We start from the raw sequence: 15,511 nt of genomic DNA, 5'->3' as shown, positions 1-15,511 counted from the left end.
CCTCGTCTGTACGCAGGCGGCGGCTGAGTTTGCCCGAACCCCCGAGGGGGTTCAAGGTTGCGGCGGGTGTCGATCAGGCTTGCGCTTCGAGGTCGAAGGCAAGGTTGTCGATCAGGCGGGTGACCCCCATGAAGGCGGCCCCCAGGATCACCAGATGCTGGTCCTGGTCATTGGCGGGGCGCAGGTTCAGCGCCTCACGCACTTCCAGGTAGTCCGCACGGAAGCCGGCGCTGGCCAATTGAGCCCGGCCTTCCTGCTCCAGCGCGGCGAAATCGCGACGGCCCGCGCGGATGGCCGAAGCCAGTTGTTGCAGCGTGCGGTACAGGGCGGGGGCGGCGGCGCGCTGGGCGTCGTCCAGGTAACCGTTGCGCGAAGACAGCGCCAGGCCGTCGTTGGCGCGGACCGTGGGCTCGCCGATGATCTGAATCGGCATATTCAGGTCGCGCACCAGCTTGCGGATCACCGCCAGTTGCTGGAAGTCCTTCTCGCCGAACACCGCGAGGTCGGGCTGGACCATGTTGAACAGCTTGTTGACCACAGTGGCGACGCCCTCGAAATGGCCAGGGCGGCTGCCGCCGCAGAGTCCTTCGGACACCAGTGGGACGTTGACTCGGGTCTGGCCGTCCATGCCATCCGGGTACATTTCTTCCACATCCGGATGGAACAGCAGTTGGCAACCGGCGGCGACCAACTTCTCCTGGTCGGCGACCAGGGTGCGCGGATACGTGGCCAGGTCTTCGCTGGGCCCGAACTGCAGCGGGTTGACGAAAATGCTGGCGACCACGAAATCGGCGCGCTGGCTGGCCTTTTCCACCAGGGCGACGTGCCCGGCGTGGAGGTTGCCCATGGTGGGAACGAAACCGATGCGCTTGCCTTCGGCACGGGCCCGGGCGACGGCAGCACGCAGTTCGCGAACGGTCTTGACGGTGATCATGCGGAGAATCCGTGTTCGGCGGCAGGGAAGGTGACGTCCTTGACGGCCTGGACATAGGCCGCCATGGCAGCCTGGATGCTGCCTTGGCCTTCCATGAAGTTCTTCACGAACTTGGGTGCGCGGCCGGTGAGGGAGAGGCCCAGCATGTCGTGCAGGACCAGCACCTGGCCGTCGGTGGCGCTGCCGGCGCCGATGCCGATGACCGGGATCTTCACCGATTGGGTGATTTCGGCGGCCAGTTCGCTGGGTACGCATTCCAGCAGCAGCATGGCGGCGCCGGCCTGTTCCAGGGCCATGGCGTCGGCGCGCAGTTGGCGCGCCTGGGTTTCCTGGCGGCCCTGGACCTTGTAGCCGCCGAAGATGTTCACGGCTTGCGGGGTCAGGCCCAGATGGGCGCAGACCGGCACACCGCGCTCGGCCAGCAGGCGGATGGGATCTGCCAGCCAGGCCGCGCCTTCCAGCTTGACCATGTGCGCGCCGGCCTGCATCAGGGCGGCGCAATTGGCGAAGGTCTGCTCGAGGCTGGCATAGGCCATGAAGGGCAGGTCGCTGATGATCAACGCCCCATCGTTACCGCGTTTCACTGCGGCGGTGTGATAGGCCATGTCGGTCACGCTGACCGGCAGGGTGCTGTCATGGCCCTGCAGGACCATGCCAAGGGAATCGCCCACCAGCAGCACATCCACGCCCGCCCGGCAGGCAGCCTGGGCGAAGGTGGCGTCGTAGGCGGTCAGCATGGCGATTTTCTCGCCTTTCAGCTTGAGCGCTTGCAGGGTGGTCAGGGTCACATCAGGCATGAAAACGTCCTCATCGGCGCCGGATCGCACCGGCGCGGGGCAACGGGACGCTTATAGTCCCGATGGGGGGGCATGGTGTCAATTGCAGGTGTTACCGACCTGTTACGGCGTTACCGCCATCTCCGGCAGGCGCTCGAGGCCTTCGAAGGGGCAACGCTCCAGCAGAGCCTGGAGCGGGCGCCCGTCGGGCAATCGCAGGTCGCTGGCGAGCTCGGCCAGGGGGTAGAGCACGAAGGCGCGGGCGTGCATGTGGTAGTGCGGAACCTGCAGCCGGGGTTCGTCGATGCGCCGTTGGCCGAACAGCAGGATGTCCAGGTCCAGGGTGCGTGGCCCCCAGCGCTCATCCTTGCGCACGCGACCTTGGGAAAGCTCGATGGCCTGCAGCGCATCCAGGAGCTCCAAGGGCGTGAGCCCGGTGTCCAGGGCGGCCGCGGCGTTGACGTAGCGCGGCTGGTCCGGCGGTCCGAGCGGATCGCTGGCATAAAGTGAGGAAACCGCCGCGAGATGCGTCCTCGGAATCTCGCCAAGCGCGGCGAGGGCGCCACGCAGTTGGCTGACGGGCTCGGCCAGATTGCTGCCGAGACCGATATACACGCGCTCCATGGTCACTCGCCCGAGGTGCCAGGGGCACCGTCGCTGCGTGGGCCGCGACGGCGGCGGCTGCCGCCACGGCGACGGCGCTGGCCGCTGGGCTGGTCATCCTTGGCGCTGAGGTCGCGGATCATGTTGCGGCGCTGGCTGTCGCTGGCGTCCTGGTAGTCGGTCCACCACTCGCCCAGACCGTCGGTCTCCTCGCCGGCGCTTTCGCGCAGCAGAAGGAAATCGTAGCCGGCGCGGAAGCGCGGGTTCTCCAGCAGCTGGTCGGCGCGTTTGCCGTTACGCCGTGGCAGGCGTTCCTGCATGTCCCAGATCTCGCGGATCGGAATGCTGAAGCGCTTGGGGATCGCAGTGCGCTGGACTTGCTCCATGATCAGGCCGTGGGCCGCCTCCTGCATGGCGGGGATGGGCGGCATACCGCGTTCCTGCAACTGCGCCGCGCGGGCGGGCAGGGCGGGCCAGAGGAGGGCGGCGAACAGGAAGGCAGGGGTGACCGGCTTGCCCTGGTGGATGCGCTCGTCGGTGTTGATCAACGCCTGGCGGATCAGCCGGCCGGCGTATTCGGGGTTTCGTTTCAGCGCCTCGGCGCTAGCCGGGAACAGCGGGGCGAAGAGGTCGTATTCCAGTAGCAGTTCGAAGGTGCGCTCGGCCTTGCCGCCGAGGAACAGCTTGAGCACTTCGTCGAACAGGCGTGCAGAGGGGATTTCCCGCAGCATGGGAGCCAGGCGGCGGATCGGCGCGGCGCTGTGCTTCTCGATTTCGAAGCCCAGCTTGGCGGCGAAGCGCGCGGCGCGCAGCATGCGTACCGGGTCTTCCTGGTAACGCTGTTCGGGGATGCCGATCAGGCGTACCAGGCGGTTGCGGATGTCATGTACGCCGTGGGCGTAGTCGAGGATGCGCTCGGTGGTGGGGTCGTAGTACAGCGCATTGATGGTGAAGTCCCGGCGCTGGGCGTCGTCTTCCAGGCTACCGTAGACGTTGTCGCGCAGGATGCGGCCGCTCTCGTTGCGCGCGGCGTGGCTGCTGTCTTCCTCGTCCTCGCCTTGTGGATGGTTGGCGCGGAAGGTGGCGACTTCGATGATCTCCCGACCGAACTGCACGTGGGCCAGCTTGAAGCGGCGGCCAATGACCCGGGCGTTACGGAACTCGGCGCGGACCTGCTCCGGGGTGGCGTTGGTGGCCACGTCGAAGTCCTTGGGGCGCATGTTCAGCAGCAGGTCGCGGACGCAACCGCCGACGAGATAGGCCTGGTAGCCGGCCTTCTGCAGGCGTTCGACGACCAGCACCGCGTTGCGGCTGATGTCCGGACGGCGCAGCGAATGCTGATTGTTGCCCAGTACTTCGGGAGTGCTGCGCGGATGCTGGGCGCGGCGAAGGGGGGAGCGGAAAGACTGGAACAGCTTCTTCAGCATGGGATGCACTGTTTTGCGGGATGGACGGCCAGAAAGGGATATGGGCGCACGATGGCCGCGGATTCTAGCACTGGGAGGGGGGATGTAGAAGAAAAGGTCTGAAAGGTGTCAAAGCTACTGGGGGAGCCGAAGCTCCCCCCCAAATTGGTGCGTGCTTTGTTTTTATTGTTTCGGGCTTGGTGTTTTTGTTGTTCGACCCGTTCCAGCAGGCATTTCGCCTCTGGATATGCCCTCCAATCGAGGGTGAGTAGCAAACGGATTGCTTTGGACGCTGATGGTGCCGTGATCATTCCCTGACCCAACCAGTACGGGCGCTGCTGTGGAAGCAGTTTTTGTTGTTCTCTGCCTGGTTGTGGGGCAAGCCCCAATGGCAACTCCTCTCCAAAAGAATCAGTTAGCTGCGCCTCCGCTGTCTTGTTTTTGTTGTGCTGGAGTCGATACGTCTTGTTTTTATTGTGGGGTTCAGCGTTTGTTATTGTTGTTGTGCGCCAGATAAAGCAGATGCCGTGCCAACTTTTGCGTTTCCTTGTAAAACAAGGGCTTGCGAGGTTTTTTGGCCAATGAGCGGGCATAAAAAAGCCGGGTTTTCGTTACCTTTGAACCCGGCTTTGTTACGGGGTGTTAGGCGGGGTAACAGACGAGGGAACCGAATCCGTCCCGGGTTGTCACCCTCGAGGGGCCCTCAAGGCCCGGCTGCGGCACCGGATTTGCGCCGCGGTATACCCAGGCGCTGGCGGCGTTCCCACAGGCATTTGCGGCTGATGCCCAGCTTGCGGGCCAGTTCGGTTTCGGTCATGTGGTCCTGATGCTCCAGCACGAAGTGCTGGAAATAGTCTTCCAGCGACAGATCCTCGGTGGGCTCATGGGCGGTGTTGTTGGTCTGGGAGGCGCCAGCGGTCTCGTTGAAGTCCTCGTCTTCCAGATCGTCCAGTTCGATGTCGATGCCCAGCAGGTCCGCCGAGATGTCCGGGCTCTCGCAGAGGATCACTGCGCGCTCGATGGCGTTCTCCAGTTCACGTACGTTGCCCGGCCAGTTGTAGTGGCGGATGGCCTGTTCGGCATCCGTGGCGAAGCGCAGGTTGTCGCGACCCATTTGCGCGCACTGGCGTGCAAGGAAGGCACGGGCGATTTCCAGCACGTCGTTGCCGCGCTCGCGCAGGGCGGGCAGCTTCAGGGAAATGACGTGCAGGCGGTAATAGAGGTCCTCGCGGAACTGGCCGGTCTTGGCCAGGGTCTTGAGGTCGCGGTGGGTCGCGGCGATCAGGCGCACATCGACCTTCTGCGACTGCACGGAGCCGACGCGGCGAATCTCGCCTTCCTGCAGCACGCGCAGCAGGCGGGCCTGCGCTTCCAGGGGCAGCTCGCCGATCTCGTCGAGGAACAGGGTGCCACCGTCGGCGGCTTCCACCAGGCCGGCCCGGCCCGCGGTGGCGCCGGTGAAGGCGCCTTTCTCGTGGCCGAAGAGTTCGGACTCGATCAGGGTTTCCGGAATGGCCGCGCAGTTCACCGAGATCAGCGGAGCCTTCGCGCGGCGGGAGAGGTTGTGCAGGGCGCGGGCCACCAGTTCCTTGCCGGTGCCGGACTCACCCTGGATCAGTACGGTGGAGTCGGTGGGGGCGACCTTGCGAATCTTGCTGTAGAGCTCGAGCATCGCCGAGCAAGAACCAATGATGCCGATTTCGCCGTCGGCGTTGGCGGCAGCCGCCTTGTCGCCGCCACGGCTGCCACTGGGGCGCTCGCTCGGGGCCGATTTGGCGTCCTGACGCTCCTTGAGGATGCGTGCGACCGCCTGGAGCATTTCGTCATGGTCGAAGGGCTTGGCGATGTAGTCCACCGCGCCCATCTTCATCGAGTCGACCGCCGAGCGCAGGCTGGCGTAGCTGGTCATGATCAGCACCGGAGTGCCTTGGGCCAGCTTGATCAGTTCGGTACCGGGGGCGCCAGGCAGGCGAAGGTCGCTGATGATCAGGTCGAAACCGGGAATGCTGTATCGCTCCTGGGCTTCCTGCACGGAACCCGCCTCGCTGACCTGGTACTGGTTGCGTTCCAGCAGGCGGCGCAGGGCAGAGCGAATGATGGTTTCGTCTTCGACGATCAGAATATGTGGCATTAATTCGGCTCTCTAGACGGTCTCAGCTCACGGCGGATGTCGCTTCGACAAAACGAGGCAGCGTCACCCTGATGCGGGTGCCGCGCTGATGCTCGGAGTCGGCCGGGCTTTCGATGGTTATCTGTCCATAATGCTCTTCCACGATCGAATAGACCAGTGCAAGGCCAAGGCCGGTCCCTTTCCCTGGGTCCTTGGTGGTGAAGAAGGGTTCGAACAGGCGGTCCATGATCGCCTTTGGGATGCCGCTGCCTTCGTCTTCCACGATCAGGTCGACCGTGTGTTCCGAGGCTTCGCTGCGCACACGGATGGCGCTGCCCACGGGGGAGGCGTCGCGGGCGTTGGACAGCAGGTTGATGAGGACCTGGGCGAGGCGCTGCGGATCGCCTTCGGCAATGTGGTGCGGGTCGCAGAGGTTGAAGAAGTTCACCTCGACGCTGCGCTTGTTCAGCGACAGCAGTCCGATGGCGTCCTGCGTGACCTCGGCCAGGCACACCGGCTCGCTGGCCTGCTGGCGGCCGCCGGCGTGGGCGAAGCTCATCAGCGACTGGACGATACGGGTGACACGCTTGGTCTGTTCGAGGATCTGGCTGCTGAGTTCCTTGATCTCGGAGTCGCCCTCGCGTTCTTCGCGCAGGTTCTGCGCCAGGCAGGCGATGCCGGTGATGGGGTTGCCGATCTCATGGGCGACCCCGGCGGCCAGGCGGCCGATGGAGGCGAGGCGTTCGGAGTGCACCAGCTTGTCTTCCAGTAGCTGGGTATCGGTCACGTCCTCCACCAGCAGCACCAGGCCACTGCTGCCCGGTGCCAGGGGCTCCTCGATCGCCGCCTTGTGCAGGTTGAGTGCGCGGATCTGGCCGTCCAGGGTCAGGCGTTGCTTGTGCAGGTGCTCGTCGGGCAGGTTGATGAAGCCTTCCAGCAGGCCCTTCCAGGGTTCGCCGATGGTGGACAGGCGCGAGCCCACCACGCGCTGTGCCGGAATCTCGGTCAGCTCCTCCATGGCGCGGTTCCACATGAGGATTTCCTGGTCCTTGGCCAATGAGCAGACACCCATGGGCAGTTCCTGCAAGGTCTGGCGGTGGTAACGGCGCAGCGCATCGAGTTCGGCGGCGAGGCCGGTGAGGCGCGAGTGGTAGTCCTCCAGCCGGCTTTCGATGAAGTGGATGTCCTCGGTTACGTAACCTTCGCTGCCTGACTTGTAAGGCAGGAAGGTTTCCACCATGTCCTGGGCCACACTGGGGCCCATCAGGCCGGAAAGGTTCGCCTCGATGCGGTCGCGCAGGCGGCGCAGGGCGTAGGGGCGACGCTCGTCGAACGGCAGGTGGAGGTCGCGCAGGGCTTGCTCCACTTCCTTTTGCGCGGTCTTGGCCCCCAGGGGTTTGGCGAGTTGAGTGGCGAATTCCTGGGGAGAACCGGCCACCAACTCACGGCGCTGCGGCCGGCGCACGTTGTCCACGGTGCAGGCTTCGGCGGCGCTGCGTTCTTCCGGGCTGGCCTCGGTGAAGAGCGAAACCAGGGTGAAGATCAGGACGTTGGCCGCCAGGGAGGCGATGGCCGCGATATGCCAGCTGGTGTCGTCCAGCACGTAGATGGCGTTGAACAGCGGCAGGTAGACGCCCTGCAGGTTGCCCACCAGCGGCAGCAGCATGGCGAACAGCCAGACCACGAAGCCCGCCAGCAGGCCGGCGATGAAGCCGCGGCGATTAGCAGTCGGCCAGTAGAGCACCGAGAGCGCGCCGGGGAGGAACTGCAGGGTGGCGACGAAGGCGACGATGCCGAGGTTCGACAAGTCCTGCTCGGCGCCGAGCAGCAGGTAGAAGCCGTAGCCGGCCATGATGATGAAGGCGATCAGGGCGCGGCGTGTCCACTTCAGCCAGCGGTAGATGTTGCCTTCGGCCGGCGGCTGGTAGAGCGGCAGCACCAGATGGTTCAGCGCCATGCCGGAAAGGGCGAGCGTGAGGACGATGATCAGCCCGCTGGCGGCCGAGAGACCGCCGACGTACGCAAGCAAGGCCAGTATCGGATTGTTGACCGCAATACCCAGGCCGAGGGTGAAGTACTCCGGGTTGGTTGTGGCGCCGAGTTTGAGGCCGGCCCAGAGGATCAGCGGAATGGCCAGGCTCATCAACAGCAGGAACAGCGGCAGGCCCCAACTGGCGCTGACCATCGCGCGCGGGTTGAGGTTCTCGGTGAAGGTCATGTGGTACATGTGCGGCATGACGATCGCCGAGGCGAAGAACACGAGCAGCAGGGTACGCCAGGGGCCTTCCTGCAGCGGCGTGTGCAGGGTCGAGAGCGCGGCCTGATTCTGCAGCAGCCAGAGTTCCAGTTCGCGCGGGCCGCCGAAGACGCCGTAGAGGGCGTAGAGGCCGATGCCGCCCAGCGCCACCAGCTTGACCACCGATTCGAAGGCGATGGCGAACACCAGTCCCGCGTGCTTCTCGCGGGTGGCGATATGGCGCGCGCCGAAGAGAATGGTGAAGAGGGTGATCAGGGCGCAGAAGCTCAGCGCCACGCGATTGTGTACAGGCTCGCGGGTGAGGATGCCGATGGAATCGGCCACCGCCTGTATCTGCAGGGCCAGCAACGGCAGCACACCGATAATCATGATGACCGTGGTCAGCGCACCGGCCCAGGTGCTGCGGAAGCGGAAGGCGAAGAGGTCCGCCAGGGAGGACAGTTGGTAAGTGCGGGTGATGCGCAGGATCGGATAGAGCAGCACCGGGGCCAGGAGGAAGGCACCCGAGACGCCCAGGTAGCTGGCGAGGAATCCGTAGCCGTACTGATAGGCCAGGCCCACGGTGCCGTAGAACGCCCAGGCGCTGGCGTAGACGCCGAGCGACAAGGTGTAGGTCAGCGGGTGGCGGATGATCCAGCGTGGGACGAAGCCCCGGTCGCTGAGCCAGGCCACGCCAAACAGGGCCAGGAGATAGGCAGCGCTGATCAGGATCAGCTGGGTGAGGCTAAAGCTCATCAGCATCGCGTTGACTCTGCAGGATGAAGGTCACCACGATCAGGATCAGCCACAGCAGGTAGGGGCGGTACCAGGCGCCGTTGGGGTCGATCCACCAATCCATGATGGCGGGGGAAAACAGGTAGATTCCCACCACCAGGAGCAGGACCAGTCGATAGATGTACATGCCACAAATCTCGTTGTGTCTGCCGCGATGGTAGCGAATGCACCGGGGCGCCGCGAGGGGCTAGCGGAGCTGCGCCTCGGCCAGGGTCCGGGAACGCGGGATGCGCGTGGCGTCCCAGTGGGTGATGCCCCAGTCCAGTGCTTCGCGAGGACGGGCGCCGGACAGTTCCGCGGGCGGCTCCTGGCCCAGTGTCCGTAACGCACGACAGAGCAGTGGGCCGGCGCTGTCGGCGGGAAGCGGCGGGGAACGGTAGGACTTGCCCAGCTTGTGGCCGTCCGGCTGGATGATCAACGGCACGTGCAGGTAGCGCGGCTGGCTGAATCCCAGCAGCTCCTGCAGATAGAGTTGGCGCGGGGTGGAGTCCAGCAGGTCGGCGCCACGGACGACATCGGTAACGCCTTGCCAGGCGTCGTCCAGCACCACCGCCAACTGGTAGGCGTAGAGACCGTCACGGCGACGGATCACGAAATCCCCCACTTCGCGGCCCTGGTGCTGGCGGAACTCACCCTGTACGCGATCGACGAAGTGGTACTCCAACTCCGGTACGCGGATGCGAATGGCGGCATTCTGGCGTGGATGCTGGGCCAGGCGGCAGAAGCCGGGGTAGACGCCCTGGTGGCTCTCCAATTGCTTGCGCGAACAGGTGCAGGCATAAGCCAGGCCGGCCTCGTACAGACGATCGATAATCTCGGCGTAGACAGCATGGCGTTCGCTCTGGCGGACCATTTCCCCGTCCCACTCGAAGCCATAGTTTTCCAGCGTGCGGAGGATGGCATCCTGGGCGCCCTCGACTTCCCGTGGGGGGTCGAGGTCTTCCATGCGCAGCAGCCAGCGACCGCCACAAGCGCGGGCATCGAGGTAGGACGCGAGTGCGGCGACCAGCGAGCCGAAATGCAGGTAGCCGCTGGGCGTGGGGGCGAAGCGCCCGATATAGGCAGGGGAATTCATCGAGCGAGGCTGTAAAGCAACGGGGCGCCATTGGCGCCCCGTTTCGGCATCAGGAGCCGAGTTGCTTTTCCTTGATCTCCGCCAGGGTCTTGCAGTCGATGCAGAGGGTGGCGGTGGGGCGGGCTTCCAGTCGGCGGATGCCGATCTCGACGCCGCAGGAGTCGCACCAGCCGTAATCGTTGTCTTCGATCAGCTGGAGGGTTTCGTCGATCTTCTTGATCAGCTTGCGCTCGCGGTCACGGGCACGGAGTTCCAGGCTGAATTCTTCTTCCTGGCTGGCGCGGTCGGCCGGATCGGGGAAGTTGGCGGCTTCGTCCTGCATGTGGTGCACGGTGCGATCCACCTCTTCCATCAACTCCAGCTTCCACTTGTTGAGGATGTTGGTGAAGTGAGCGCGCATGCGATCGCTCATGTACTCCTCGCCCTTGGTCTCTTGGTAGGGCACGAAGCCACGAATCAGCTGGCTGTTCTGTTGTTTTGCGTTGGTGGGCATGGATGGCCGCCTCTCACTTTCTCTAATCCATTGCGCAGGATTATGGTCCATCGCCGACGATGCCGGCCCTGCGGCTGCAAGCGGGCGAACTTACCAGATCAATTCCGGGTACGCTACTCCCCGGCGTCGCACATGCTGCAGGGGCCACGGACCATTGGTTAGAATCCTCTCTTTGCCCTAATAAAGGAAGGCCAATGGCCCAGCCCTACAGTGCGCGCAGCCGCGCCATCGAACCCTTTCACGTCATGGCCCTGTTGGCTCGGGCCAACGAACTCCAGGCGGCGGGACACGATGTGATCCACCTGGAAATCGGCGAGCCGGACTTCACCACCGCCGAACCCATCGTCCAGGCCGGGCAGGCCGCACTGGCCGCCGGGCACACCCGCTACACCGCCGCTCGCGGTCTGCCGCAATTGCGCGAGGCCATTGCCGGCTTCTACGCTGCGCGCTACCGGTTGAACATAGACCCTGATCGCATCCTTATCACCCCCGGCGGATCCGGTGCGCTGTTGCTGGCCAGTAGCCTGCTGGTGGATCCGGGACGGCACTGGCTGCTGGCCGACCCCGGCTACCCCTGCAACCGCCACTTCCTGCGCTTGGTGGAAGGCGGCGCGCAACTGGTGCCGGTAGGACCCGAAACCCGCTATCAGTTGACTCCCCAATTGCTCGAACGGCACTGGGATTCCGACAGCGTGGGGGCTTTGGTGGCTTCGCCGGCCAATCCGACCGGAACCGTGCTGCATGCCGACGAGCTCGCGGACTTGTCGCGAACCCTCAAGGCCCGCGGCGGGCACCTCGTGGTGGACGAGATCTACCACGGCCTGACCTACGGGATGGATGCCGCCAGCGTGCTGGAGGTGGACGACGACGCCTTCGTGCTGAACAGTTTTTCCAAGTATTTCGGCATGACCGGCTGGCGCCTGGGCTGGCTGGTGGCGCCCCCGGATGCGGTGCCCGAGCTGGAGAAGCTGGCGCAGAACCTCTACATCAGCGCGCCTTCGGTGGCCCAGCACGCCGCGCTGGCCTGTTTCGAGCCGCAGACCCTGGACATCCTCGAGCAGCGTCGCGGGGAGTTCGCCCGACGTCGCGACTACCTGCTGCCTGCCTTGCGCGCGCTCGGGTTCCGCATCGCCGTCGAGCCGGAAGGTGCTTTCTATCTGTATGCGGACATTTCCGCCTTCGGTGGCGACGCCTATGCCTTCTGCCGGCATTTCATCGAGACCGAGCACCTGGCCTTCACGCCCGGCCTGGATTTCGGCCGTCATCTGGCTGGCCAGCATGTGCGATTTGCCTACACCCAGAGCCTGCCACGTCTGCAGGAAGCGGTGCAGCGCCTGGAGCGCGGCCTGAAGACCTGGGCGGACCGATGAGGTTCGTTCCGTCGCTGGAAGAGGGCAGGCTGCGCAAGCGTTACAAGCGCTTCCTTGCGGACATCGAAACCGCCGCCGGCGAACTGCTCACCATTCACTGCCCTAATACCGGGTCGATGCTGAACTGCATGAGCGAAGGTTGCCGGGTCTGGTTCAGCCGATCCGACGATCCCAAGCGCAAGTTGCCCGGCACCTGGGAAATCGCCGAGACGCCCCAGGGGCGCCTGGCCTGCGTCAACACCGCTCGCGCCAACGCGCTGGTGGAGGAAGCGCTGCACGCCGGGGTAATCAGCGAGCTGGCGGGATTCGGCGCGCTAAAGCGCGAAGTGGCCTATGGCCTGGAAAACAGTCGGGCCGATTTCCGCCTGGACTTTCCCGGCGGTCCCGCCTTCGTCGAGGTGAAGAGCGTGACCCTGGGGTTCGACGACACACCGGTGGCGGCCTTCCCCGACGCCGTGACCCTGCGCGGCAGCAAGCACCTGCGTGAACTGGCCGCGCTGGCCCGTGACGGTGTGCGAGCCGTGCAGTTGTATTGCGTGAACCTTTCGGGCATCGAGGCCGTGCGCCCGGCCGAGGAAATCGATCCGGCCTATGCGGCGGCCCTGCGCGAGGCGGTGTCCGCCGGTGTGGAAGTGCTGGCCTATGGGGTGGAGGTGACGCCGGAAGCAGTCCGCGTCTGCCGGCGCCTCGACGTCAGGCTCTGAGCCTCAGGCGCCCTCCAGCAACCAGATGCCTTCGGCGTCCTCCCGGCAATCCAGGGGCTGCAGGGCTTCGCCGACGCAGGGGCCGGTCACGCATTCGCCCGACTCGATCAGGAACAGGGCGCCATGGGTGGCGCACTGGATCAGGCTGCCGCTGTGGTCCAGGAACCGGTCCGGGACCCATTCCAGGGGGATGCCCCGGTGCGGGCAGCGGTTTTCATAGGCGTGGACCCGCCCGTGCCGGCGCACCAGCAGGACTTTCAGGCCATTAGCGACAAAACCCCGGCTCTGGCCTTCGGCCAGCTCAAAGGGGTGGCAAAGCAGGATCATCGGCATCTCCACGGCAGGCGCGCATTATCGCGCGCCAGTGTGGTCCGCCAAAAGGGGGGCGCGTCCGTGTGCTGAAAGGCGGGTCAGATTTCCCAGACCAGGTTGACCGAGGCATTGCGGCCCGGCTGGGTGTAGCGACCCAGACTGCGGCTGCTGGCGTCCAGGCCCTGGACGTCGCCCCACTGCCAGTACTTCTTGTCGGTCAGGTTGAACACGCCGGCGTTCACCGAGAAGGCATCGGTGACCTGCCACCAGGTGTTCAGGTCCAGGGTGCCGTAACCCGGCGTGGCGAATTGCTCGCTGATGCGCAGCGCGGCGTTGTTGGATTGGTCGATGCGGTCCTTGGCCTTGACCAGGGTCCAGGACAGGTCGCCACCGAACTTGCCCGTGGCTTCGGCGTAGCCCAGGCCGATGACCGCCTTGAGCGGGTCGATGCTGTTGATCGGCTCGCCGGTTTCCTCGTTCTTGCCGCGGGCGTAGGCAATGGTGCCGAGCAGGCGGGTGCCGACCGGTAGGCCGAAGCTGTCGAGGAACAGTTCGCCTCGGGCTTCGGCGCCGCGGATGGTCACTTTGTTCAGGTTTTGTGACTGGAAGGTCAGCAGGTTGTTGCCGGTCGGGTCGGGAATGGTCACCTGCTCGATGAAGTCCTCGTAACGGTTGTAGAACAGCGCCACGCCGAAGCTGCCGCTGTTGTACTGGCCGCGCAGGCCGATCTCGTAGCTGTCGCTGGTTTCCGGCTTCAGGCGGGTATTGGCGACAGTCTGGTAACCCATGCCGGCATTGACGAACTCGCCGAAGATGTCCACAGGCTCCGGTGCCTTGAAGCCGGCAGCGTACTGGCCGTACAGGCTATGGGCGTCGTCCAGGCGGTAGGTGATGCCGAGTTTGGGCGACAGCGCATGGTCGTCGAAGTCCGATGGGTTGCGGTCCACCGGGTTGCTGTTCAGGTACTCCGGGGTCACGTCGGGCTTGAGCTCGTAGTAGTCGTAGCGCAGGCCCGGCAGCAAGGTCCAGCGGCCGATCTCGATGCTGTCCTGGGCGAACAGCGCGTACTCGTGAGTGACCGGATCGGGGAAGTCGCTCAGCGGGAAGGTTTCCGCGCCGAAGCCTGGCGGCAGGGCTTGCCCGGTGCTGACGCGGATCTCGTTGCCTTTACGCAGGTCACTGCTTTCCAGGCGCTTGAGGTCGACACCGTAGATCAGGTGGTGCCGGGTGTCGCCGAGGGCGAAGTGCTTGTCCAACTGGCCGTTGAAGGACCAGAGCTTTTCTTCGTAGACCGAATCGCGGGTGCGCAGGCGCTCGAAGGCCGAAGCCGGCGGCGTCGGGTTGCGGTTGAAGGCGACCCAGCTGTAACGGTTTTGCTCGGTCTGCTGGCGGATCTGGCTGTCCTGGTGGTTGAGCTGCCATTTCAACTGGTCGGCGAAGGCGCTGTCGAGCGCCATCAGGTGTTCCAGGCTGATGCGTTCGCGGTCGGTGCTGTCAGTGGCGCGGCTGGCCGCGGTCAGGGCGTTGCTGAACATGCCGCCACCCAGGGCGGTGGAGGTCAGGGTGTCGGCCTCGCTCATCACACGGGTGTCGACGTCGTCGGCGAAGCGCTCGTAGCTCAGTTGCAGGCGATCGGTGCCGGCGTAGTTCCAGCCGAACTTGGCCAGCAGGTTGTCGGTGGTGATGTCCTGCGGGTTGGCTTCCTCGCGGCTGGCGCCGGTGCCGCCCCGACCGCCGAAGGTCTCGGTTTCGTCGCCCGTGCGGCGACCGAGGTGGAGCACGCCATCCAGCGTGCCCTGGCGACCGGCGAAAGTGGCGCTGCGCAACCAGCTGTTGTCGGCGCTGCTGTAGCCGGTCTTGAGGCGGGCGTAAGCGTCATCGCCTTCGTCCAGATAGTCCGCCGCGTCCTTGGTCAGGAAGCTCACCGCACCGCCGATGGCGTCGCTGCCGTAAAGGGACGATGCCGGGCCGCGGATGATCTCCACCTGCTTGACGATGTCCGGGTCGATGTAATTGCGCTGGGCGTTGAGGAAGGGGCCGAAGTTGAAAGCGTCCGGGACCGACACCCCGTCCACCTGGGTCAGCACGCGATTACCGCCGATGCCACGGATGGTGAAGCCGGACAGGCCGAATCGGCTGCCGGTGCCGCTCACCGATACGCCCGGCTCATAGCGCACCAGGTCGCGGATGTTGTTCACGTTCTTCTGGTCGATGTCGCGTTCGGTCTGCACTGAAACCGTGTTCGGAACCTCGTCGAGGCGTTGCTCGCTGCGGGTGGCGGTCACCGTCAGGGTATCGAACTGGGTAACGGCCTTCTCGGCGGCAAGGGCGAGGGAAGGGCAGAGCAACAGCAGCGCTAGCCCGGTACGGCGGGCAAAGGGTGGGCGCAACATCGTGGACGGACTCCCGGTCACAGGGGCGTACCAGGAAGCCGACGGGGCTACGCCAGGCTTCGAGTTGGCGTGCTGGCATCCGTTTCAGCGATTTTTCCGCTTTTTCGGCGCTCGTTCGTCGGGGCTTGCTGGTGATCGCAGGTTGATATCGGCACAGAACGATAACGACGTTGACATGTAAATGCAAATCATTATCAAATTCATTTGTTTGCGGATTAGAGCCGACGCCAATGCCGCGTTTCACTTATTGCTTTGCCCTGGTGCTGGCCCTGCATGTTGGCGCGGGCTGGCTCCTGCGCGATAT

Annotated in this window: 13 protein-coding genes; 2 read left to right on the top strand and 11 right to left on the bottom strand. The window is 64.9% G+C overall.

The window, feature by feature from the left end; translation table 11 throughout:
* Positions 1-73: 73 nt before the first annotated feature.
* The 9 genes from panC to dksA form a co-directional block, all read right to left on the bottom strand.
* Positions 74-934: a pantoate--beta-alanine ligase gene (gene panC / locus PJW05_RS22805; RefSeq protein ID WP_271409216.1), complete on the bottom strand. Its 861-nt coding sequence runs from the start codon at positions 932-934 to the stop codon at positions 74-76.
* Positions 931-1,731 (bottom strand): 3-methyl-2-oxobutanoate hydroxymethyltransferase, encoded by an 801-nt coding sequence (gene panB, locus PJW05_RS22800; protein WP_271409215.1) that lies wholly within the window; start codon positions 1,729-1,731, stop codon positions 931-933. Before panB ends, panC begins: the two co-directional genes overlap by 4 nt.
* 102 nt (positions 1,732-1,833) lie before the next feature.
* Entirely contained in the window at positions 1,834-2,334 is a 501-nt protein-coding gene (gene folK, locus PJW05_RS22795; protein WP_271409214.1) for a 2-amino-4-hydroxy-6-hydroxymethyldihydropteridine diphosphokinase, read from the bottom strand.
* 2 nt (positions 2,335-2,336) lie between these two features.
* Positions 2,337-3,740 carry a polynucleotide adenylyltransferase PcnB gene (locus PJW05_RS22790; protein ID WP_271409213.1) on the bottom strand — a complete coding sequence of 468 codons (1,404 nt, stop codon included), beginning with the start codon at positions 3,738-3,740 and terminating at the stop codon, positions 2,337-2,339.
* 682 nt (positions 3,741-4,422) lie between these two features.
* Positions 4,423-5,850: a sigma-54-dependent transcriptional regulator gene (locus PJW05_RS22785; RefSeq protein WP_271409212.1), complete on the bottom strand. Its 1,428-nt coding sequence runs from the start codon at positions 5,848-5,850 to the stop codon at positions 4,423-4,425.
* Between the two features lie 22 nt (positions 5,851-5,872).
* Complete coding sequence (locus PJW05_RS22780; RefSeq protein ID WP_271409211.1) at positions 5,873-8,827, bottom strand: sensor histidine kinase; 2,955 nt, start codon at positions 8,825-8,827, stop codon at positions 5,873-5,875.
* Positions 8,811-8,987, bottom strand: a complete 177-nt coding sequence (locus PJW05_RS22775) for a hypothetical protein (protein WP_003095129.1) — start codon at positions 8,985-8,987, stop codon at positions 8,811-8,813. The genes PJW05_RS22780 and PJW05_RS22775 overlap by 17 nt, the downstream gene beginning before the upstream one ends.
* Positions 8,988-9,047: 60 nt before the next feature.
* Positions 9,048-9,935 (bottom strand): tRNA glutamyl-Q(34) synthetase GluQRS, encoded by an 888-nt coding sequence (gene gluQRS, locus PJW05_RS22770; protein WP_271409210.1) that lies wholly within the window; start codon positions 9,933-9,935, stop codon positions 9,048-9,050.
* A 49-nt stretch (positions 9,936-9,984) separates the two neighbouring features.
* On the bottom strand, positions 9,985-10,428 hold the full coding sequence (gene dksA / locus PJW05_RS22765) for an RNA polymerase-binding protein DksA (protein WP_120654536.1): 444 nt from the start codon (positions 10,426-10,428) through the stop codon (positions 9,985-9,987).
* Positions 10,429-10,622: 194 nt separating this feature from the next.
* On the opposite strand from dksA, the gene PJW05_RS22760 reads away from it, so the two are divergent.
* On the top strand, positions 10,623-11,798 hold the full coding sequence (locus PJW05_RS22760; protein WP_271409209.1) for a pyridoxal phosphate-dependent aminotransferase: 1,176 nt from the start codon (positions 10,623-10,625) through the stop codon (positions 11,796-11,798).
* On the top strand, positions 11,795-12,502 hold the full coding sequence (gene sfsA / locus PJW05_RS22755; RefSeq protein WP_271409208.1) for a DNA/RNA nuclease SfsA: 708 nt from the start codon (positions 11,795-11,797) through the stop codon (positions 12,500-12,502). Before PJW05_RS22760 ends, sfsA begins: the two co-directional genes overlap by 4 nt.
* A gap of 3 nt (positions 12,503-12,505) precedes the next feature.
* On the opposite strand, the gene PJW05_RS22750 is transcribed toward sfsA, so the two are convergent.
* Positions 12,506-12,829: a Rieske (2Fe-2S) protein gene (locus PJW05_RS22750; RefSeq protein WP_271409207.1), complete on the bottom strand. Its 324-nt coding sequence runs from the start codon at positions 12,827-12,829 to the stop codon at positions 12,506-12,508.
* An 83-nt stretch (positions 12,830-12,912) separates the two neighbouring features.
* Positions 12,913-15,207: a TonB-dependent hemoglobin/transferrin/lactoferrin family receptor gene (locus tag PJW05_RS22745; RefSeq protein ID WP_271409206.1), complete on the bottom strand. Its 2,295-nt coding sequence runs from the start codon at positions 15,205-15,207 to the stop codon at positions 12,913-12,915.
* Between the last annotated feature and the right edge of the window lie 304 nt (positions 15,208-15,511).

This window comes from Pseudomonas sp. Q1-7 (genome assembly GCF_028010285.1).
Taxonomy (GTDB): Bacteria; Pseudomonadota; Gammaproteobacteria; order Pseudomonadales; family Pseudomonadaceae; genus Metapseudomonas.
This window is presented reverse-complemented; position numbering and strand designations above follow the sequence as displayed.